This window comes from Paenibacillus mangrovi (assembly GCF_022898935.1).
GTDB classification, from domain to species: domain Bacteria; phylum Bacillota; class Bacilli; order Paenibacillales; family Paenibacillaceae; genus Paenibacillus_AQ; species Paenibacillus_AQ mangrovi.
Window position 1 is genome coordinate 653,716 of the sequence record NZ_JALIRP010000001.1, and the last position, 20,594, is coordinate 674,309.

At 49.3% G+C, this 20,594-nt stretch carries 18 protein-coding genes and 1 other annotated feature; of the genes, 13 read left to right on the top strand and 5 right to left on the bottom strand.

The window, feature by feature from the left end; translation table 11 throughout:
- The first annotated feature begins 26 nt into the window (after positions 1 to 26).
- The 9 genes from MUG84_RS02945 to MUG84_RS02985 all read left to right on the top strand — a co-directional run bounded on the left by MUG84_RS02945 (position 27) and on the right by MUG84_RS02985 (position 10,216).
- Complete coding sequence (locus MUG84_RS02945) at positions 27 to 1,043, top strand: CobW family GTP-binding protein (protein WP_425313120.1); 1,017 nt, start codon at positions 27 to 29, stop codon at positions 1,041 to 1,043.
- Between the two features lie 170 nt (positions 1,044 to 1,213).
- Positions 1,214 to 3,130, top strand: coding sequence for an OPT family oligopeptide transporter (locus tag MUG84_RS02950; RefSeq protein WP_244719522.1), 1,917 nt, complete (start codon positions 1,214 to 1,216; stop codon positions 3,128 to 3,130).
- Positions 3,131 to 3,136: 6 nt separating this feature from the next.
- Positions 3,137 to 3,544: a PqqD family protein gene (locus MUG84_RS02955; protein WP_244719526.1), complete on the top strand. Its 408-nt coding sequence runs from the start codon at positions 3,137 to 3,139 to the stop codon at positions 3,542 to 3,544.
- Between the two features lie 51 nt (positions 3,545 to 3,595).
- Positions 3,596 to 3,849, top strand: a binding site (T-box leader).
- A 50-nt stretch (positions 3,850 to 3,899) separates the two neighbouring features.
- Positions 3,900 to 5,591, top strand: a complete 1,692-nt coding sequence (gene argS / locus MUG84_RS02960) for an arginine--tRNA ligase (protein ID WP_244720925.1) — start codon at positions 3,900 to 3,902, stop codon at positions 5,589 to 5,591.
- A 39-nt stretch (positions 5,592 to 5,630) separates the two neighbouring features.
- The gene (locus MUG84_RS02965; protein WP_244719529.1) at positions 5,631 to 6,578 is read left to right on the top strand and encodes an ATP-binding cassette domain-containing protein; all 948 of its coding nucleotides are present in this window, start codon (positions 5,631 to 5,633) and stop codon (positions 6,576 to 6,578) included.
- Complete coding sequence (locus MUG84_RS02970; RefSeq protein ID WP_244719532.1) at positions 6,566 to 7,279, top strand: hypothetical protein; 714 nt, start codon at positions 6,566 to 6,568, stop codon at positions 7,277 to 7,279. The genes MUG84_RS02965 and MUG84_RS02970 overlap by 13 nt, the downstream gene beginning before the upstream one ends.
- Before the next feature lie 171 nt (positions 7,280 to 7,450).
- Positions 7,451 to 7,939 carry a hypothetical protein gene (locus MUG84_RS02975; protein ID WP_244719537.1) on the top strand — a complete coding sequence of 163 codons (489 nt, stop codon included), beginning with the start codon at positions 7,451 to 7,453 and terminating at the stop codon, positions 7,937 to 7,939.
- A 91-nt stretch (positions 7,940 to 8,030) separates the two neighbouring features.
- Entirely contained in the window at positions 8,031 to 8,513 is a 483-nt protein-coding gene (locus MUG84_RS02980; protein WP_244719541.1) for a protease complex subunit PrcB family protein, read from the top strand.
- A 143-nt stretch (positions 8,514 to 8,656) separates the two neighbouring features.
- A complete protein-coding gene (locus MUG84_RS02985) occupies positions 8,657 to 10,216 on the top strand; it encodes an SAM-dependent methyltransferase (protein ID WP_244719544.1) in 1,560 nt (519 codons plus the stop codon).
- Between the two features lie 75 nt (positions 10,217 to 10,291).
- On the opposite strand, the gene MUG84_RS02990 is transcribed toward MUG84_RS02985, so the two are convergent.
- On the bottom strand, positions 10,292 to 12,355 hold the full coding sequence (locus tag MUG84_RS02990; protein ID WP_244719546.1) for an ABC transporter ATP-binding protein: 2,064 nt from the start codon (positions 12,353 to 12,355) through the stop codon (positions 10,292 to 10,294).
- A complete protein-coding gene (locus MUG84_RS02995) occupies positions 12,345 to 14,114 on the bottom strand; it encodes an ABC transporter ATP-binding protein (protein WP_244719549.1) in 1,770 nt (589 codons plus the stop codon). Before MUG84_RS02995 ends, MUG84_RS02990 begins: the two co-directional genes overlap by 11 nt.
- A 459-nt stretch (positions 14,115 to 14,573) precedes the next feature.
- On the opposite strand from MUG84_RS02995, the gene MUG84_RS03000 reads away from it, so the two are divergent.
- Complete coding sequence (locus tag MUG84_RS03000; protein WP_244719554.1) at positions 14,574 to 14,894, top strand: HesB/YadR/YfhF family protein; 321 nt, start codon at positions 14,574 to 14,576, stop codon at positions 14,892 to 14,894.
- 33 nt (positions 14,895 to 14,927) lie between these two features.
- Entirely contained in the window at positions 14,928 to 15,377 is a 450-nt protein-coding gene (locus tag MUG84_RS03005; protein WP_244719557.1) for an NUDIX domain-containing protein, read from the top strand.
- Between the two features lie 84 nt (positions 15,378 to 15,461).
- Here MUG84_RS03005 and MUG84_RS03010 read toward each other — a convergent pair whose 3' ends face one another.
- Positions 15,462 to 15,977, bottom strand: coding sequence for an ADP-heptose synthase (locus MUG84_RS03010; protein WP_244719560.1), 516 nt, complete (start codon positions 15,975 to 15,977; stop codon positions 15,462 to 15,464).
- A gap of 207 nt (positions 15,978 to 16,184) precedes the next feature.
- Here MUG84_RS03010 and MUG84_RS03015 point away from each other — a divergent pair, with 207 nt between their 5' ends.
- Complete coding sequence (locus MUG84_RS03015; RefSeq protein ID WP_244719565.1) at positions 16,185 to 17,933, top strand: ABC transporter ATP-binding protein; 1,749 nt, start codon at positions 16,185 to 16,187, stop codon at positions 17,931 to 17,933.
- Positions 17,934 to 18,005: 72 nt separating this feature from the next.
- On the opposite strand, the gene MUG84_RS03020 is transcribed toward MUG84_RS03015, so the two are convergent.
- Positions 18,006 to 18,449, bottom strand: a complete 444-nt coding sequence (locus MUG84_RS03020) for a DUF441 domain-containing protein (protein WP_244719568.1) — start codon at positions 18,447 to 18,449, stop codon at positions 18,006 to 18,008.
- A gap of 45 nt (positions 18,450 to 18,494) precedes the next feature.
- Positions 18,495 to 19,481 (bottom strand): YpdA family putative bacillithiol disulfide reductase, encoded by a 987-nt coding sequence (locus tag MUG84_RS03025; RefSeq protein WP_244719571.1) that lies wholly within the window; start codon positions 19,479 to 19,481, stop codon positions 18,495 to 18,497.
- Positions 19,482 to 19,690: 209 nt separating this feature from the next.
- Here MUG84_RS03025 and MUG84_RS03030 point away from each other — a divergent pair, with 209 nt between their 5' ends.
- On the top strand, positions 19,691 to 20,284 hold the full coding sequence (locus tag MUG84_RS03030; protein WP_244719575.1) for a DUF2087 domain-containing protein: 594 nt from the start codon (positions 19,691 to 19,693) through the stop codon (positions 20,282 to 20,284).
- Positions 20,285 to 20,594 lie beyond the last annotated feature (310 nt).

Genomic DNA, 20,594 nt, shown 5'->3' on the forward strand with positions numbered 1-20,594 from the left:
CAGAGCAAGGAATGAAGAGGAGAAGAATGATGACGACACAAAAGGTAACACCTATTTACATACTATCCGGTTTTCTAGGAAGCGGAAAAACGACTTTGCTTCAGCGGTTGGTGAATTACTGGCAATCGCAAGGACTGCTTCCGGCCGTTATTATGAATGAGATTGGCGATGTAAATCTGGATGGGCTGCTGGTAGAGGAGCGGGTACCGATGACGGAGATGCTGAGCGGCTGCATTTGCTGCTCGATCCGGGGGGATTTGAGCATGGAGATCGCCGGACTGATCCAGAGAGAAGCCCCAGATGTCATCGTCGTTGAAGCAACGGGGATTGCGAACCCCTTGGAGATATTGGACGGGGTCACGGAAGCCGCTTTGTATATCAAAATTGATCTCAAGGGTGTCATCACGGTTGTCGATTCCGCCCATTTACTTGAACTATACCGGAATCAAAAAGGAAAGACATTTAGGCTGATGCAGGAACAAATTCGGGCAGCTTCCTGCCTGATCCTGAATAAGACGGATCGGGTTGATCATGATGAGCAGGAACTGCTGGCTGGCGTCATTTCACGCTGGAATGCTTATGCCCCTGTGCTTTCTACAGTCCGGTGCGATGTTGAAATCCCAGATGTGCTGGAGTCGCTTGGGAACGATTCACGTTTGTCTGCTGTTCTGCAGGCATCATCTCAAGAGGAGGAGGAAGTCGGTGGTAATAATCCCCATGCTCATCAACATTCACATGAACATGGCCATACGCATACGCATCATGATCATGTCATGGTCTATACGCATTATTTGAGCGGCCCTGTGGACAGCGGGGAATTCGAAAGCTTCATCGCGAATCTGCCGCGTGAGGTTTATCGTGCGAAGGGGGTCCTGACCTTCAGCGATACGGCAAGCCGGTTTCTGTTCCAGTATGCTTTCCGGGAGCCCGATTTTCTGCGAATTACGCCTCAGGGAGAGGTTCCTGATGTCGTCGTTTTTATCGGAGAGCATTTCTCGAAATCCACTCTTGAACAAGGCATGCGGGCGCTGGAGAAGGCATAGCCACTCATAAATACTCAAGATCAAGCCTGAACGCTTCTTGGCTTCCAAGAGGCTCAGGCTTTTTTTTGTTCTGCAAGCCGGAGCGCGTCCTTTAGTTTGAATTCCATTGGAATGGGGTACTATATGGTTGTTTACCATGAGCCTCAGACATAATGGAAGGAGAGACGCTAGTGAAAACACAAGAACACAAAGAAGCAGCTGACTCATTTGTACCGTACATACCAGCATCGAAATCGCTGCCCGAATTGACGCTGCTGTCCATCATCCTGGGGGTCATACTTGCAGTGGTGTTTGCAGCTGCAAACGCATATCTGGGACTGAAAATCGGCTTAACCGTCAGCGCTTCTATTCCTGCAGCCGTCATTTCACTGGGCGTGCTTCGCGGAATATTCAAACGCAAATCCATTCTGGAGAACAATATCGTCCAGACGATGACCACTGCGGGAGAAGCGGTCGCTGCGGGGGCCATTTTTACAATTCCTGCACTGTATATGTGGCATGAGATACCTTCAATGGGTACCGTCAGTTTCATTGTTTTGGTAGGCGGATTTCTGGGCGTGGCAATGATGATTCCGCTTCGGAGACTGCTGATTGTAAATGAGCATGAAACCCTGCCATACCCTGAAGGAACGGCCTGTGCGGAGGTGTTGATCTCCGGTGAAACCGGCGGGAAAAGCGCCAAAATGGTTGTGTTCGGCTTTCTGGCCGGTGGCTTGGTGAAAGCTCTAGGAGACGGATTTAAATTATTCAAGACGGAAATTGAGACAGGCATCTATAAGTTTAAAAATTCACTGATTGGTATGGATACGTATCCAGCGCTGCTGGGTGTCGGATATATTATTGGACCCCGCATCTCGGGACAAATGCTTGCCGGGGGGATTTTGGCTTGGCTCGTCCTGATTCCCATGATCGGATTTTTTGGTGCAGGAGAAACTTCTGTGCTTCCCCCAGGAACTATACCAATTCCGAGACTCGATCCTTGGGGAATCTGGGAGGGATATATCCGGTATATCGGCGCAGGAGCTGTTGCAGCAGGAGGGATCATCACCTTGGTCAAATCGCTTCCTATGCTGTACAGTTCGCTCGCTGCTACACTCTCGGGGCTGAGAAAAAAAGATTATGCGAAGGTCACCCTTGAGCGAACGAATATCGATATTCCGGGATTTTGGGTGACGGTCATGATTGCCCTGCTTATCGTTATCATTGCTTTTTCCCCTTTAACGGATGTTGGGATTGTCGGGGCTATCGCCATTACGATCTTTGGTTTTCTATTCGTTACCGTGGCTTCACGGATCGTCGGACTGGTTGGCAGTTCATCTTCGCCGGTATCCGGAATGACGATTGCGACGCTGCTTATCGTAACGATTATTTTTAAGCAGACGGGGTTCACCGGAATGAACGGGATGATCGCCGCACTGACCGTCGGAGCAATCGTATGTGTGGCTCTTGCGGTTGCGGGAGACATTTCCCAGGATTTGAAAACAGGCTATCTTGTAGGCGGAACACCGTGGAAGCAGCAGGTGGCGATGATGATCGGAGTGCTGGTAAGCGGACTTGTCATCGGGTTTATTCTGTCCGTGCTGAATGAGAGCTATGGTCTGGGCTCCGAAGCTCTACCAGCTCCGAAAGCCGTGCTTATGAAGTTAATCGTCGAAGGGATTATGTCCGGCAATCTGCCATGGGATCTCATTTATATCGGCGTTGCATCAGCTGTTGCTTTTGAATTTTTGGGTTTGAATTCCTTGACGATTGCGGTAGGCATTTACCTTCCGATTCATGTCAGCACACCGATTATGGTTGGCGGAATTGTACGATGGTTTATCGAATGGCGTTCACGCAAAAATGAATTCCTGCTGAAAAGTCGGTTGGAAACGGGAGTCTTGCTCGCATCTGGTTTGATTGCCGGAGAGTCATTGATCGGCGTTATCATTGCCATTCTCATCTGGATGAATGTGCCAATTCCAGGAAAGGTTTTAATCGAGAATAACTGGCTGCCGCTCATCATTTTCATGCTTGTCGTGATCATGCTAACCTGGATGTCCATGGGCCGGAAAGACAGGTCCGTTGTAACCAAACGGGAGGTGTAGAAACGAATGCTAGGATCCAAGTTCAGAAAAAAACGGCCTGCCGCCGAACCTCGGAATTTGCTTGATATGGTCCCGATATTAACCGACCGCATTGCGTCAGTAGAAAAAAACGAAGAAAGGGTCACGCTGCTGCTACCCAGACGAAGCTGGCTCGAGCGCCAATCCGTCCAATGGCTGAAGCAGCCCGCCACCATTCAAATTCATTTAGATGTTCTAGGAAGTGCAGTGGTGTGCCGCTGCAGAGGGAATCATACCGTCGAAGAAATTGCGGATGAGATTCACAGGCGTTTTGGCGAAGCGGCCGAGCCTTTGCTTCCACGCTTGGCTAAGTTTATGGAGGTTCTAGAGGCCAATGGGCTGTTGACTTGGCTGCCGGAAATAGAAAGAAAAAATGACGGCTTAGCGTCACAATAAACGAATCAGCCCTTGCTTCTCGGTCAAACGGTGTGTATAATGTTAAAAAATTGAACGTCAGAGATCGGGAGAGTAAGGAAGGGAGAACATGGACAGCGAGCCGGAGATGGTGAAAGCCGGTACATGTTCCTTCGTGAAGCGCACCCGTGAGATGGCTGATCCAACGTTTATCCGCCCGCGATAGCAAGTAGATCAGTCCGGTTGGCCCCGTTAAAGGTTTTGAAGAGAAATGACAAGATGGCTGTGAACGCCTCTTTTCATTTACTTAGAGTGGTACCGCGGGAAGTTCAGCTCTCGTCTCTATATAGAGACGGGGGCTTTTTTGTTTTCCAATGTGAAGGAGAGGTTGAGAATGATGTTATACCAATGGGCAGCAGAAGTGCTCAAGGCTTATGTTCCGCTGGAAGTAGAGCAATTGATGGAGCTGCTGGAGATTCCGCCTTCAGCCAGCATGGGGGATATGGCTTTCCCTTGTTTTATTCTGGCTAAACAGTTCAAAAAGGCGCCGCAGGCAGCGGCCAAGGATATTGCTGATGCATTCAGTCATCCATATGTTCAAGCGGAAGCCGCGGGTCCATATATCAATTTAAAATTTGACAGACAACATTACGGCAGCTTGATGATGAACGAGCTCACGACGGGCAATGTACCAGAGACAGGGAATGGAATCAAGGTCGTGATCGATATGTCCTCACCGAATATCGCGAAGCCTTTTGGCATCGGACATCTTCGTTCCACCATGATTGGTGCCGCTCTGTACAACATGTATAAACTGGCGGGCTACGACGTGCTGAGTGTCAATCATCTCGGCGACTGGGGAACGCAGTTCGGCAAGCAGATCGCGGCTTATAAGCGCTGGGGGAATGATCAGGCCCTCTCCGAGAACCCAATTCAGGAATCCCTGCAGCTGTATGTACGTTTTCATGACGAGGCTGTGCAGGATAACACTCTTGAACAAGAAGCCAGAGATTGGTTCCGCAAGCTAGAGGAGGGTGATGAAGAAGCACGGAAGCTGTGGGCATATTTTGTGGAAGTGAGCATGAAGGAGTTCGACCGGATGTATGAGCGTCTCGGCGTCCATTTTGACTATACGCTCGGAGAGAGCTTTTATAATGACAAGATGCAGGCAGTCGTCGATACTTTGAAGGAACAAGGTCTGCTTGAGGAAAGCGACGGGGCGCTCGTCGTCCGTCTGGATGAAGAAGGGATGCCGCCATGTCTGATCATCAAGAAGGATGGAACGACCATTTATCCGACTCGGGATTTGGCGACGGCTATTTACAGACATGATGTGATGCAAGCGGACCGTCTTCTATATGTGGTGGGAAGCGAGCAAAGGCTGCATTTCGGGCAGGTATTTACCGTGCTTCGCCGGATGGGCATGGCATGGGCAGATAGCTGCACCCATGTGCCGTTTGGACTCATGAAATTTGAAGGCAAAAAAATGTCTACGCGCCGCGGCAAAATTGTCGTTCTAGAGGATGTGCTGGACGAGGCGGTAGCCCGGGCTATGGATATTATTAATGAAAAGAATCCGGAGCTGGATAACAAGCAGCAGGTTGCAAATGCGGTAGGGATCGGCGCGATCATATTCGGAGATCTCAAGAACAACCGTGTGAATGAAGTAGATTTTTCGCTGGAGGATGCGCTGAATTTTGACGGGGAGACGGGTCCATATATTCAATACACCTATGCCAGAACGCAAAGCGTGCTCGCGAAGGGAGACGCGCTCCAAGCAGAGAATGACAAGGCTGCGGATATGCTCGCGAGTGGCGACGTTCTTGGGGATTCAGGCTGGGAGCTTCTGAAGCTGCTGACGAAATTCCCCGAGCAATTGCAGCGTGGTATCCGTAATAATGAGCCTTCGGCACTGGCGCGTTATGCACTCGATGTGGCACAATCCTTCAATCAATTTTATAATAAGGAAAGAATTGTCACGGATGAGTCGTCGACGCGGCATGCAAGACTGCGGTTGACACGTCTGGCAGGGCTGTCCTTAACCCGGACCATGCACCTGCTTGGACTTCAAACACCAGATCGAATGTAAACATAATGGTTGCAATAATCCGGAGAGGGGAAACCAGGCTTGGCTATAGAAGATTTAACCGGGGAAGAAGCCTGCGAGTTGGTAGCTTTGTATGATGCTGACAAAATATATGGCAAGCGCAAGGTTCTACAGAACCTTACGCTTGCCGTTGTGGCGGGGCAATGCACTGCACTGGTAGGCAAGAACGGATCAGGCAAAAGCACGCTGCTGCGGATGCTGGCGGGGCTAACTCGCCCGACATCCGGAAGGCGTTGGGTGAGAAGCGAAAAGCTGGTTACCGGATATGTCCCGGAGCGCTTCCCGCCTTTTTCTTTTACTCCAGCGGAGTTTTTGCTCAGCGCGGCAGAGGTCCGCGGGATAGATAAAGCTGCTGCCGAGAAGGAAATGAACGGCTTTCTGGAACAGCTGGGGATGGATCGTTTTGTGCATGTCCGGATGACTCAGTTCTCCAAGGGGATGCTTCAAAAAATCAATTTGATCCAGGCCATGATGGGTGGTCCGGAGCTGCTTTTGCTGGACGAGCCGTTGTCAGGACTTGACGTTAAGGCACAGGAGGACCTGCTTCGGGTACTCGTTTCCTTGAAGCGAGACGGAACAGCGATTGTGATGTCGGTCCATGAATCCACGTTGATCGAACAGATTGCAGACCGTGTGCTTCTAATGAAGAACGGACAGGTCGTTCAGGAAACGCGTGGAGACCGCTTGGCGGCACCAGCCGTTACCCGGATTGTCCTTCGCGGACTTGATCCCGCCGCTGTCAGAGAAATTTCCGCACATTCGGGAGTTGCTAACTATGAAATAAGGATGGACGTTTGTGAGATGGAAGCTTGGTCCGATTCGACTGACTTAATAATACGAGAAATCCTGGACAGCGGCGGTTCGATTGTATCGGTGATTCCGCAAGAGGGAATGGGCATTCACCTGCGTGAATGGCTGCAGCCCTCTGAACTGCTAACGGAAGGAGATCTATATAAGTGTTTGCCTTAGCCCGTTTTTTACTGAGAAGCTATACCCGTAAGCACGCATACTTCGCGCCGCTTGCGGCCAGCTTGATCGCGATGTTCCTACTGTATTCCTATAAACCGAATCCTGTTATGGACAGCTACGCTGTGACTTCGGTATTTTTGTTTATCGGCGCGGCCTGGATGGGGAAGACTTTTCTGAATCATGGAAGCCCCCAGCAGGAGCAGCTGCATATCATACATATCGGGAGCATGAAGAAGTACTTGCTCAGCCAGCTTCTGGCGCTGATTCTGCCTGTTGTATTTTGTACGGTTATTTTTATCCTTTTTCCGATTCTGACACATATGTTTGCGGAACCGGTGAGTTTTCATATGCTTCTATTGGCTATTTCCGGGCATTTGATCATGGGGCTGCTCGGGATCATGCTGTCCCTCTTTTTTCAAACGGCCTGGATGCCAAACGGAGCTCGGGCTACGGCGGTTCTGCTGATTGTGGTCATTATTTCGATCGGGGCAAAATCCATCATCACTTTGCTTCCGTCATGGCTTGCATGGCTTCGCTGGATCCTGCCCCCGGTATCGCCGATCATGGATGGTCTTCTAAATACGAACAAAACCTTTACTTTCCTGGAAGTCTGGGGATTTCTGGGATATGGACTGATGTATTTCTTGGCGGCAGGCGCTTTGTACATGTATCTATCAGCCCGTAGAGATGCCCGAACCTAACCTATGCGCTTTGTGTTCATGAAGCCGTTGTCGTTTCTGCTATTATTTTACTGGTTGATGATTGGAAGCACATCCTTTAACATGGAACTATATAAAATGAACTAAACCAGAAAAGTACTTTAGTTCATTTTATACATATAAAGTTATCACGGTTTGAATGGGTAGGAGGGTATGATGAAACAGACACGGCTCTTGGATAGCGAACATTCCAAAGAATTATTTGCCTATTTCGGACTCGCGGTATACTATTCACAGGCACTTGAGCAGCAGCTGGTCAACTTGTTAATGCTGATGAAGGTTTCGCAGGGGAAAGTCCCGACGGAGGAAGATCTTGCCGATCTGTACCACCAGAAACTCAGCAACTCACTTGGACAGCTGGTGAATGAAATTCAGCATCATTTTCCCTTCACGGAAGAAGAGACAGAGCAATTAAAAGAGGTTTGGAAACAGCGGAACTACATTGTTCATGACTATTTTAAGGAGCGTATTCAGGAAACCTTCAGCCCGGCAGGCCGGTCGAGAATGATCCGGGAGCTTACGAACTTCAAGCAGCAGGCACAGGATCTGGAACGCAAGCTTCAAAAATATACGAGTGAGCTTTACGAAAAGCTTGGTTTGGATCAGGAAACGGAAAAGGGCGGAACGCCAACGCAAGTATAATGAAGAAACGAGAATGAGATGCTTTTCATTTGCCAATCATATGAAACATATATGAAGCCGTCTCCGTTAGAGAGAGTGGAGGTGATCGTTTATGCGAAATAAGAAAAAAATGGCCGCAGCTCTGCTGGCCGCTTGCTGTCTTGCAGCTACGTCATCGGCGTATGCATTGTCGGCTATTCAAGATTCCGGGCAGGATAAAAACGCTTCGTCCGTGCATCCCCAAGGCCAAAGCAACAGTAACTCGCAGAATTCTGATGAATCGAACGATGAGGTTTCCATTCAAGTGGAAAAAGTCAATGATGAAGTCAATAAAGTTATCATTTCAAAATCCGGAATGCCGAATCCGGGATACGGACTCGTGGTAGACCGCATTGAATTTCTTTCGGGACATAAGGCCGTAGCCTACTATCATTTCACAACGCCGGAGCCAGGGAAAATGTATCCTCAGGTCATCTCGACCGCAAAAGCTTCATTCTTTCTGGACAGCAAATATAAGGTCATCGTCAAAAAGAGCCCGGGACAGAATGGATTAAAAATACCAAATCCCGGTGGCGATCAAAATTCTCTTAAATGATGAAATTAACTAATGAATAGAGTCCTTTTCTGGATAACCAGGGGAAGGGCTCTTTTTATGTTATCTATGTAAAGTTTTGGCGGACACTGCTAATATGGTACGATATACTCTAATGAATAGTGGAGAGCAGGTATTAGAATAGAATGACAGAACATAGAGAACAGCGTTTCCGTTTCAGTGAAGCCCCGATTTGGGAGCTGCAGCGGAAGTATTTTGAAGAGCAGGGGCTCAAAGCATGGAACAACGACCAGGTACCGCAGTATATTACGAGCAACCCCATGATTGCGACAGCCTATGCCGAGATGATTTTTGGTTTTCTGCAGGACCGGGCAGGCCAAGGTGAAATGACGGAGACTGTGACTATTTTGGAGCTGGGAGCGGGTGCAGGACGTCTCGCATTCCATGTGCTGCATAAACTGTGCGAGCTGCGTGATTACGCGGGAATTCCGCTGCCCCCTTTCCGGTATGTTATGACTGATCTGCCGATCAAAAATGTGAAGAGCTGGGAGCAGCATCCCGCGCTGCAGAGCTATATCGCACAAGGACTGCTGGACTTTGCCAGATTTGATGCCGTGGAGGATCATGAGCTGAACCTGACCGTATCAGGTACGACGATCCGGCCGGGGGATCTCACTCAGCCGCTGCTTATTGTGGCTAATTATTTCTTTGACAGCATTCCGCAAGAGCTGATCTATGTGGATGAAGGTCATATTTTTGAATGTGATGTCATCATCAATTTGCCGGACCGGGCGGATACGCTTACCCCTTCTGAAGCGCTGGAAAGCATGAGCCTAAGTTACATGCACCGCCGGGCTTCTGCCTATGAGGAGGAGACTTTTCCATACCGCAATGTAATTGATCTTTATCGTCAGGAATTGGAAGACTCGCATATTTTGTTCCCAGCAGCCGGATTGGAATGTCTTGAACGGCTGAACCGCATGTCACAGGCGGGCTTCTTGCTCCTGACTGCGGATAAAGGCGATCATCGCCTAGAAAACTGGAAGTTTGCCGAACCGCCGGAGTTGATCTTGCACGGGAGCTTTTCGTTGACAGCCAATTATCATGCCATTCAGCATGTGTTTGAGCAGAGAGGAGCACAATCTCTTTTCACGACGCATTATTATAAAAATCTGAATGTTGGCTGTATCCTCATGCTGGACGGGCCAACGAAATATGCCAATACCCGATTAGCCTATCGGCGGTCGATTGAGCGCTTTGGGCCGGATGAGTTCTTTTCGATGAAGGAATGGGTGGATCGGAATCTGGATACGATGGGGCTGCAGCAGCTTCTGGCCTTTTGGCGGCTCGGCGGGTATGATGCGGAATTTTTCATCCATAGTACCAATCGGATCTCAAGCCTGCTGCCAGACGCGAGCGATGAAGAAATGTTGGATATTCAGCGGGGCATACACAGAATGTGGTCTTCGTTTTATGTCATGGAGCAGCGTTATGATCTGGCTCTGGATGCTGGTCTGCTGCTGTTCGAGATGGATATGTTCGAGGATGCGAAGTATTTCCTGGAAGCATCTCTGGAGGCGGATGAGGACGAGCCGGTTCCGACGGTTCTCTACTGCCTTGCGATCTGCAGCTATGAGCTGGGTATGATGGATTCGGCACTCGCATACACACGCGAGGCGCTGGTTCTGGAGCCGGATCACGAGGAAGCGCTGGATTTGCTGCATGCGTTGAGCGGCGGAGAGTAGTTAAAAAAAGACCCGTAAGAATTCACTTTTTGACAAGTGATCATCTTACGGGTTTTATCATTTGTTCGTAAAATTCTATGCAAGTGAAGGCATAGCAGGCTGTGCTTGACTGTCAGCCGTTTGCGCAGAGCCTTGCTGCAGCTGATACATTTGATAGTAACGTCCGCCAAGCCGCATGAGCTCATCATGCGTGCCGCGTTCGACAATTTCGCCGCGATGCAGAACGAGAATCTGATCGGCACTGCGAATCGTCGATAGTCGGTGCGCGATGATAAACGTCGTACGGCCTTTTTTCAGCACTTCCAGCGCGGATTGGATCAGGCTTTCCGTTTCGGTATCGATATTGGCGGTGGCCTCATCCAGGATGAGAATCGCCGGATCATAGGCGAGCGCACGCGCGAAGGAGATCAGCTGCCGCTGTCCGGCGGATAGCGTACTGCCCTTTTCGACTACCGGCTCGTCAAAGCCCTGCGGCAAGTGAGCAAGTATCCGTTCTGCTCCGACATCACGGAGTGCTTTTTCAACCTGCTCACGGGATATTTTCTCGTCGCCAAGACTTACATTTGAAGCAATGGTACCCGTGAACAGGTAAGGGTCCTGCAGCACGATGCCCATATGATGGCGGATCCACTGCTTCGGCAGATCCTTGACATCCTGGCCGTCGATCGTAATGGTGCCCTTTTGCGGGTCATAGAAACGGAACAAGAGATTGATAATCGAGCTTTTGCCTGAACCTGTGTGTCCGACCAGCGCGACCGTCTGTCCTTGTTCGGCTTCAAAGTTAATGTTTTTCAGCACATAGTTTTCTTTTTTATAGGCAAAAGATACGTTCTTGAACTCGACATTTCCTTTGTAACGCGGCATCGTACCGTCCGTAACGTCTTCGCCTGGCTCATCCATCAGCGAGAAGACGCGTCCGGCGGATACTATCGAGGAGTCGAGTGCGGCCAGCTGATTCACCATACCGGTAATCGGCTGGAACAGACGCCCGAGAACGTCGACGAAGGCGTAGAGAACGCCAAGGGAAACAGCCGATCCGCCTGACAGGGTTCCAAAGCCAAAGTAGGCGAGAATGATTGCAAAAGATAAGCTTCGGAGCACATTAACCAGGTTATGTGATGTAAAAGCATTCAGATTCAGCATTTTGTTCTGATGCTTCATATAATCATCATTCAAAGCTTCGAATTCTTCCCGAGTCTGCTTATGCCGGCGGAAAACGCGGATAATCGACATCCCTTGGATGGATTCATTGATGATGGCGTTGATTTCACTAAGGCGTGACCGGATGATCGTATTGTATTTGGTAGCGATTTTCCGGTAAAAGATAATCCACACGATCAGCAGCGGGATAACGAACAGGCACACCATACCCAGCCTGTAATCCAGCAGGAAGAGCGCGATGTATACACCTGTTATATAGATTACTCCTGAGCTGAAGTTGGCTAGAACAGCCACAAACAGATCCTTGACTGCTTCCGTGTCATTGGTAATCCGGGATACGACCTTACCTGCAGGCAGCGTATCAAAGAAATAAACCGGGAGCCGCTGCAAATGTGCATATACATCGTTACGAAGCTTCTGTATAACCTTGTTGGCTGAAGACTGAAACCAGTAAGTTTTGCCGAATTCCGTGAAGATGCTGATGAGCAGGAAGAAGCAGTATAGCCCGACTAGCTTCAGAATCCCCGGAATTTCCGGCTTGTAAAAGGAATAGAGTTCAGCTGCGGAGAGCTTCTCTGCCGGGTACTGGGACACATTATCGCCGTATTTGATGGTCATTTGACCACCCTCAACACTGCGTTCGCCTTCCGGTGCAGCAACCGGCTGATTGATGAAGTAAAAGCTGCGGCCGGACTGCAGCAGCCGGATCTCGGCGCCTTTGGTCTCACCCGCTTCAAAGCGGTCGCCCCGCTTGTAATAATGCCCTTTATATTCTGCGGCTTGGTCTGCCGATGTCGTTTCATAATAAGGCCGCTCAATGCCCAGCATATGATCGTCGATCATGCTTTTGGCAATAAAAGGTCCGGCCAGCTCCGCCCCTACGCCGATGGCCAGGGCAATAAAGGCGGCTATGAATATGCCTTTGGCAGTTAGGGCGTATTGAAATAAACGTTTGGCCGTCCTGGGATTAGGAGTCATAGGATGATTCCTCCTCGCTTGTCAGATTGTTTTCGACCTGCTGGCGTTCAAATTGCTCGCGGTACCATCCGCCCAGGTCCAGCAGCTCGGTATGGGTGCCTTCTTCGATGATGCGTCCTTCGTCCAGCACCACGATCCAGTCCGCATGTTCGATAGCGGAAAGGCGGTGGGTTGAGATGAGGGTGGTTTTGCCGGAGCGCTGCTCACGGATGTTATCCACGATACGTGCTTCCGTCCGGGCGTCCACAGCGGAAAGGGCATCGTCCAGGATCAGAATCTCCGGATCGGAAATAAATGCCCGTGCCAGCGATACACGCTGCTTCTGTCCGCCGGACAGGGATACGCCTTTTTCCCCGACGAGGGTATCAAGTCCGTCGGAAAGCGTATGCAGGTCCTTATCGAACGAAGCCGTTGCGATAGCCTGCATAATGATCTCGTCATCAGCCTTGTGCTTGCCGAACTGAATATTTTCGCGGACCGATTTGGAGAAGAGAATTTGCTCTTGCGGTACATACCCGACCCAGCTGTGCAGCTGGTCCTTGGCGATCAGCTCAATGGGTGTGTTCGAGATCAGAATATCGCCGGTGCCTGTCGGATATTCATGGAGCAGCTGCTTAAGAAGTGTCGATTTGCCGCTGCCTGTACGTCCTACCACACCCAGTGTTTGCCCGCGGTGCAAGGTCAGATTAATATGCTTCAGATTATCCACCGTAGAGGTTGGATAACGGAAAGTGACATCTTTCAATGCGATCGTCTCCGGCGAATCTACGTGGGTTGGATTCGGAACATCCTGTACATCGGGAACAACGGACAAAGTTTCATCCACACGGTCCAGAGATGCGTTGCCGCGCTGCATAACGTTGATCAGTTCACCGATAGCGAACATCGGCCAAATCATCATACCAAGGTACATGTTGAACGATACGAGATCCCCGAGGGTAATCTGATTTTTGAATACGAGATAGACGCCAAACGCCAAACCGATTACATAGCTAAGGCCTACGCACAGGCGGATGGTTGGTTCGAACAACGCATCCATTTTGGCCACGCGCATATTTTTGCGGTATACATCATCCGCGATTTCCTGAAACCGGCGCTCATCGGAGCGTTCTTGTACATAGGCACGGATAACGCGTACGCCGGCTACCGATTCCAGAACCTGATCGTTCATGTCGCCGAAGGCGTCCTGCGCTTCCGTATAGCGTTCATGAACCTTTTTGCCGTAAATTTTCATGGCTAGCGCTATGAACGGTAGCGGAAGGATGGCTGCCAGCGTCAGCTTCCAGCTAATCAGAAATCCCATGGCGAACAGGATCACGGTCAGGTAGGCTGTCGAATCGGTCATGACGAGCATGCCGAATCCGGCCGTATTGGCAACGGCACGCAGGTCATTGGTTGCCCGCGCCATCAGGTCGCCGGTACGGTTCCGCTCGAAGAACGGGGGAGTCATGCGCAGCAGCTGGTTCATGTAGCGGGAGCGAAGGATGCGCTCCACCAGATTCGCTCCGCCAAACAGCTTGTGCATCCAAATGTACGTGATAATATAAATCAGAATCAAGGTTATGACCATCAGGACAATGTACTTCGTGAGTGAAGCCCAGGTAATGGAGCCGCGTACGATTTCATCAATCGCGCTTCCGAGCAGCCGTGGCGGAAACAGCTCACCAATGCCGCATATAATCAGCATGAACAGGCCGATCAAATAACGTTTCTTTTCCTGGCGGAAGAACCAGCCGAGGTTTTTAAGTACGGAAAACAAAACTTTCACTTCCTCTCTTGTTGGGTAATGCCGGTAAACTTAGGGAGAACAAAGATATTAAAAAAGGCATACCGCCCGTATACGGACGATATGCCTTGTATTCCTGACAAATATCATGCGCACGGTTGATGCGTAAGCAACCGCGCCTGAATGAAAGGTTAATATTCCATGGCTCCTTGAAATTTGTTCCAAAATCTCAAAAGTCAGTTCCACCAGCAGGGCTGCTTAGGTATTCAATTGTTGTTTGGTTATGATTATCGAGAATGAAATTGAACACAATGCTCACCCTTCCTTTGGTAATAATTTGAATTTTGACCTCGTATGCTGAGAATTTTATCACCCCCCTGACAACTCTGTCAATTTATATTTTCAGGATTTGGGTCATTAATGTTATGATATATTGTACATAGGCTAATTGTTGATCTTGCCTAAAAATCGCTTTGAAGGGAATGAAGCCTGATGAAACTTCGGATCAGTAACGAAGCGGCAAAATGGTACATCAAGGAACTGGGACTGCAAAAAGGCAGCGCGCTGCGCTTCTTTCCCCGTTACAGCTCCGGTGGGGGGCTCCATCCCGGTTTTTCGCTCGGCATTTCGGTTGAAGAACCAGATCGTCCGCTTTTGAAGGAGGAACTGGAAGGTATTATCTTTTTTCTGGAGGAGCAGGACGGCTGGTACTTGAGCGGCTATGACCTGGTCGTTCGTTATCTGGAATCCCAGGACGACATTGAATATATTTATGAAGAGGATCAGAAAAATACGACTTCGAACGCCGGGTAATTAAAAATAGGTTTGCGAAAAGGAGGGAGAAGCTTGTCTCATTTGGATCGTGATTACCGCCAATACATTAAAAAAACGTCCAAAATTACCGTACAGGTAGCCATCCTTGTCAAGAACAGTAACGGGGAAGTGCTGTTGCAGCAGAGGGCGGGGGCTGGGGAATGGGGGCTTCCCCTCGGTTCGATGACACCCGGAGAATCGCTGGAAGACGCCGCCCGTAGGGAGCTGTGGGAGGAAACCGCGCTGACCGCGCAGGACATGACTTTGCTGAGCATGTTTTCCGGTCCCGAGTTCAAAAAGACAAGCGGCGCTGGAGACGAAGAGTTTCTGGTCATTGCGCTGTATGAAGCCAAAGGGCTTCAAAGTGAACTGAATTTCGAGGCGGTCGTAAACAAAGCACTGCGTTTTTTCGCCGAACCCTGGCCGTCTGTGGATTTGCTCTCCATGGCTCTGTTAGGGTGGTTCCGTCCGCAGAAGGATTAGGTTCCATAGCTGTGAAATGCCGCAAAAAACTCCTTTCCAGAAGGGAAAGGAGTTTTTGACTGCTTATAGAACCCTAAATCGGGCTTAGATATGATGTGTGAAATGGTCGCCTTCCACAGCGAATTGAAAGTCGTCGATGTCAAATACCTGTATCGATATTGCAGCATCGATAATACGGTGAATTAGCTCTGGCTGATCGGTCAGAAGCGGAACCTGTTCCCGCTGGGAGACGAGTAGAAGCTCGGTTTCGACCGGGTCAAAAAACTCGCCGTACGGCGCGGTGTCCATGGCATTCACTACCATGATGCGCGTGCTTTCACCGATTAGGATATAAGGGCTTTTCGCCCACGGCATGCCCAGCGCCTTCTGGATTTTTTTCTTGTTCAGTGGCTCATCGAGATAATCCAGCAGCTCACGGACCTTTTCTTTGACATGCTTATCATCCTCGTCATTGCTCATTAACGGCTCTTCGCTTGATATAAATTCATAAAGCTCAAGCAAGCTGGTATACGGTACCATATATTCAACCGGCACGGGAGTCAGCAGCAGTTCTCCGTATATTGCCAACATGACCGCTTCCGTAACGAATTGTCTTGACATCTAGGGCCTCCTGAGTTCCCTGCGCGGCGGCAGGGTCTTTGGTTACAACGTTTCGGGTTTTCCGTAAGAACGAGTGTTGCAGCTTAAAAATATATAATCATTGTAAGGAGGAAATGTCAACCGGGTGAACCTTCAGGTTTACCTGTGTAATATGAATATATGCTTGATAAGGTTTGTGTACAACATAGAAAGGGGAGTCGCTAGTCATTGAATCACTGGAAAGCTTATTTTCAATTTGTTAAACCCTATACGAAATGGATTGTCCTGACGCTGATCATCGGGATGGTGAAATTCGGGATTCCGCTTACGATGCCGATGATTATGAAATATGTCGTGGATGATCTACTCATGAATCCCGCAATGACCATACAGGAGCAGGTGACGCAGCTGTTTCTCATTCTGGGAGGAGCCTTTATTCTATTCGTTATCATCCGGGGACCGGTCGAGTATTTTAGGCAATATTTTGCACAGCAGATTACCAGCCGGATTCTGTTTGATATGCGGAACAAGCTGTATGCCCATTTGCAGCGTCTGTCGATGCGTTATTACCAGAATACGAAGGTCGGTGAAGCAATATCACGATTTATCAATGACGTAGAACAGACGAAAAATATTGTAGAAGTCGGCATGATGAACATATGGCTGGATATGTTTACGCTGCTGTTCGTTCTTGGCGTCATGTTCTATCTCAATCCGGTGCTGACGCTCGTATCGATCGCTATTTTGCCTTTATACGGCATTGCGGTCAACATGCTGTACAAAAGGCTAAAAAAGCTGACCAAGGACCGTTCTCAGGCACTGGCGGGCATTCAGGCATACCTACATGAACGTATACAGGGTATATCCGTTATCCGCAGCTTTACTCTGGAGCGCCATGATCACCAACAGTTTAAAAACATTAACCAGAACTTTCTGAACAAGGCGCTTGCACAGACCCGCTGGAATGCGCTGACGTTCTCGATTATTAATACATTAACCGATATTGCTCCGCTGCTCGTGATCGGTTACGGCGGATATTGCGTGATTCATCACAATCTGACGCTGGGAACGTTTGTCGCTTTTTTCGGTTATTTGGACAGGCTGTATGCACCTCTCAAAAGGCTGATTAACTCTTCGACCGTGCTGACCCAAGCATCCGCTTCCCTGGAACGGGTGATGGAGCTGATGAATGAGCCGTATGATATCGTCGATGCGCCTGATGCCAAGAAGTTGACTGCGCCGGCGTGCAATATTACCTTTGACGGGGTATGGTTCAAATACAACGATGAAGCGGATTGGGTGCTGAAGGACGTCAATCTCGAAATCAAGCAGGGACAGACGATTGCTTTTGTCGGCATGAGCGGCGGAGGCAAATCCAGTCTGATCTCGCTCATTCCGCGGTTTTACGATATTCAGCAGGGCAGTGTGCGCATTAACGGCGAGGATGTGCGTGAGCTGACGATGGAGAGCGTAAGGGGTTCGATCGGAATGGTTCTGCAGGACAACTTCCTTTTCAGCGGTTCCGTACGGGATAACATTCTGGTCGGCAATCCCCATGCAGACCTTGCTGAGGTAGAGGCGGCTGCAATTGCTGCCAACGCCCATGAATTTATCAAGAATCTGCCGCAAGGCTATGATACAGAGGTAGGGGAGAGAGGCGTAAAGCTTTCCGGCGGACAGAAGCAGCGGATTGCGATCGCACGCGTATTTCTGAAAAATCCGGATATTCTCGTTCTGGACGAAGCAACTTCGGCGCTTGATCTGGAGTCCGAGCATTTGATCCAGCAAGCGCTGCAGACTCTGACCGTGAACCGCACGACTTTGATCGTTGCCCATCGGTTGTCGACCATTACCCATGCGGATCAGATCGTAGTTATGGAACATGGCATGATTACCGAGCAGGGAACCCATGCCGAGCTGATGGCGATCGAAGGCAGTTATGCCCGGTTGTTTAATGTGCAGCATCTTGAAGTGTAATCATCTTTCTCATAGCATAACGAAGAGCCCCGGCCGAAATGCCGGGGCTCTTCATGTTTTAGAGTATTCGTATTAAGTCCTGCCGATGAGTAGAGACAAAATGCCGGCTGCAATCAATGGACCGACAGGAACGCCCCGGAAAAAGGCAACTCCAAGTACAGTGCCGACAAGCAGTCCTGCGACAATCGTCGGATTCGACGACATCAAGGCTACCCCGCGGCCTCCGAGATAAGCAACCAGCATTCCCACGGCAATGGCAAGCAGCGATTTCCAGTTTAAAAATGATTCACCGATGGTTTGAAGGCTCATCTTTCCGCTGGCGATCGGCGTCATCACACCAATCGTCAATATGATGATGCCAACAGTTAATCCATACTTCTCAAGCCAAGGAAATACCTGCTGTAGATTGAGCACTCGCAGCAGGAGCAGCACAATCATCGCTACGGTAATCGGTGTATTGCTGCTGATAACGCCCAGAGCCGCCAGTAGCAGCAGAATCAGTGACGTCATATCCATCCGGCTTCTCCTCCCGCAATCAAATTCCGTCCTGACAATAAATACCTACAATACAGCATTAGAGGCGATAATATGCTCGGCGATCAGAACTCCGTGATTGCGTCCTGTTTCGATGAACACTTCGTTTGCATTCCGTCCGGAAGCAATAACGCCTGCAACATACAGTCCAGGGACGTTGCTTTCCATCGTTTCAGCGTTGTACAGCGGTTTTTCCATATCGCCATCAAGCTCTACACCGCAAGATGTGAGCAGCTTTCGGTCAGGCCGGAAGCCAGTCAGAGCCAGCACAAAATCATTTTCTATACTGCTTGTTGTACCGTCCTTGCCCTGGATGGTGAAGGAGTCTTCCGTGATTTCCGTGACATGGGACTGGACATGTACCGTGATTTTGCCTTTCTGTACCATGGCTTCGAACACGGGACGGACCCAAGGCTTAATATTCTCGGACACCGTTTCACCACGATAGATCATGTCGATTTGGGCGCCGACACGGATCAGCTCCATGGCCGCATCCACCGCGGAATTGCTGCCTCCAATGATGGCAACCTTCATGCCGCTGTATGGATGGGCTTCGCGGAAATAGTGTGTGACTTTATCCAGGTCTTCCCCGGGAATGCCGATGAAGTTGGGATGATCGAAATAACCAGTGGAAATGACCACATTACGGGCTTCATATTGATGATGTTGTCCCGAACGGTCTACGGTTTCAACGATAAACGTCTGATCTTCCTTCCGTTCCATGGTAAGGGCTTCCTCATACTGGGAGATAGCAAGCCCGTAATGCTCCGCCACCTTTCGGTAATAGGCCAGCGCTTCATAGCGGAATGGCTTATCATTGGAAGTCGGGAACGGAATGTCCCCGATTTCCAGCATCTCTGCCGTACTGAAAAATTGCATATGGGTCGGATATAAAAATATGGAATGCACAAGGCAATGCTTCTCGATAATCCGCGTGGATAAGCCTCTCTTCTGGCATTCAATGGCGGCCGATAGTCCGCAGGGGCCGGCTCCGATAATAATGACGTCTTGCATGTTTCGTTCCTCCTCTGGCTATAAACAATTCACTTACCATCGTATCGTAATTTACTGACAAAAACCAGCAGCATACCCGGTCCTTTGAGGTTGTCAAAAATGTGAATTGACAATTCTGATTCGATAAACATATAATTAGACAAATATTAAATTAGATAATCATCTAATTAGTATCCAATTCATTTTTTAAAGCAAAAGGATGTGACGAGATGCAGCTTGAGAAAATCGTGAACTACCACAAAGCGCTGGCTGATCCGACACGGCTCCGTATTCTATTGCTGCTGTCGGAGGGTGAGATGAATGGCCAGGCTCTAGCGGAGAAGCTGAATATCTCCCAGCCAACGGTCACTCACCACGCAGCGAAGCTGAGGGAAGCGGCGCTGATCACGGAACGGCGCGAGAAGAATACGGTTTATTTTGCCCAAAATCACTATTTTATCCAGCAGCATGCCCAGGCATCACTGAACTTTATTTTCAAGGAAGGAGGAAAAGAGATGTCAGAACCTGAGAATGAAAACGTCAAAGCGGCGGTGATCCGCAACTTTTTTGCCAAAGACGGCCGCATGCGCCAAATCCCATCTCAATACAAGAAGAAGCTTATTGCGCTTGAGCATTTGGTGGAGCAGCTGGAACCGGGCCGAAAGTATTCGGAAAAGGAAATCAATGAGTTCATTAAGCAGTATCATGAGGATTATGCAACGATCCGGAGAGAGTTTATTATGCATCAGTTTATGTACCGTGAAGACGGAATTTATGAGCTGAATCCACGAGAGCTATGGACGCATTGGGAGAACGTAAAGTAAAAAAAGGGCTTGACATTAGTCCGAGTAACTGGTTATGATGTCAATATATGACAGGAAAGGAGTCGATAAATCATGAAAAACAAAACATTATTTGTATCCGTCGTTCGTTATGATCTATCGGTCTCCTTTCATCGGCCTAAGCAGGTTCCCATGTTCTAATCCAACATGATGGACCCTAGTTTGCACATGCCGCGGAGACCACCAGTCTCCGTGGCTTTTTTGTTGCTGCTGTGTGCATGCAATAACCCCGGAGCCTTTTGCTTCGGGGTTTTTTCTCCGCTAAACGCGGCCCTAACTGCTGTGAAAATAC

Bases quoted from the DNA above. Each gene is read 5' to 3' on its own strand.
- MUG84_RS02945 (WP_425313120.1), top strand. From the start codon at position 27: ATGATGACGACACAAAAGGTAACACCTATTTACATACTATCCGGTTTT.
- MUG84_RS02955 (WP_244719526.1), top strand. From the start codon at position 3,137: ATGCTAGGATCCAAGTTCAGAAAAAAACGGCCTGCCGCCGAACCTCGG.
- argS (WP_244720925.1), top strand. From the start codon at position 3,900: ATGTTATACCAATGGGCAGCAGAAGTGCTCAAGGCTTATGTTCCGCTG.
- MUG84_RS02975 (WP_244719537.1), top strand. From the start codon at position 7,451: ATGATGAAACAGACACGGCTCTTGGATAGCGAACATTCCAAAGAATTA.
- MUG84_RS02980 (WP_244719541.1), top strand. From the start codon at position 8,031: ATGCGAAATAAGAAAAAAATGGCCGCAGCTCTGCTGGCCGCTTGCTGT.
- MUG84_RS02985 (WP_244719544.1), top strand. From the start codon at position 8,657: ATGACAGAACATAGAGAACAGCGTTTCCGTTTCAGTGAAGCCCCGATT.
- MUG84_RS02990 (WP_244719546.1), bottom strand. From the start codon at position 12,355: ATGACTCCTAATCCCAGGACGGCCAAACGTTTATTTCAATACGCCCTA.
- MUG84_RS03000 (WP_244719554.1), top strand. From the start codon at position 14,574: ATGAAACTTCGGATCAGTAACGAAGCGGCAAAATGGTACATCAAGGAA.
- MUG84_RS03010 (WP_244719560.1), bottom strand. From the start codon at position 15,977: ATGTCAAGACAATTCGTTACGGAAGCGGTCATGTTGGCAATATACGGA.
- MUG84_RS03020 (WP_244719568.1), bottom strand. From the start codon at position 18,449: ATGGATATGACGTCACTGATTCTGCTGCTACTGGCGGCTCTGGGCGTT.
- MUG84_RS03025 (WP_244719571.1), bottom strand. From the start codon at position 19,481: ATGCAAGACGTCATTATTATCGGAGCCGGCCCCTGCGGACTATCGGCC.
- MUG84_RS03030 (WP_244719575.1), top strand. From the start codon at position 19,691: ATGCAGCTTGAGAAAATCGTGAACTACCACAAAGCGCTGGCTGATCCG.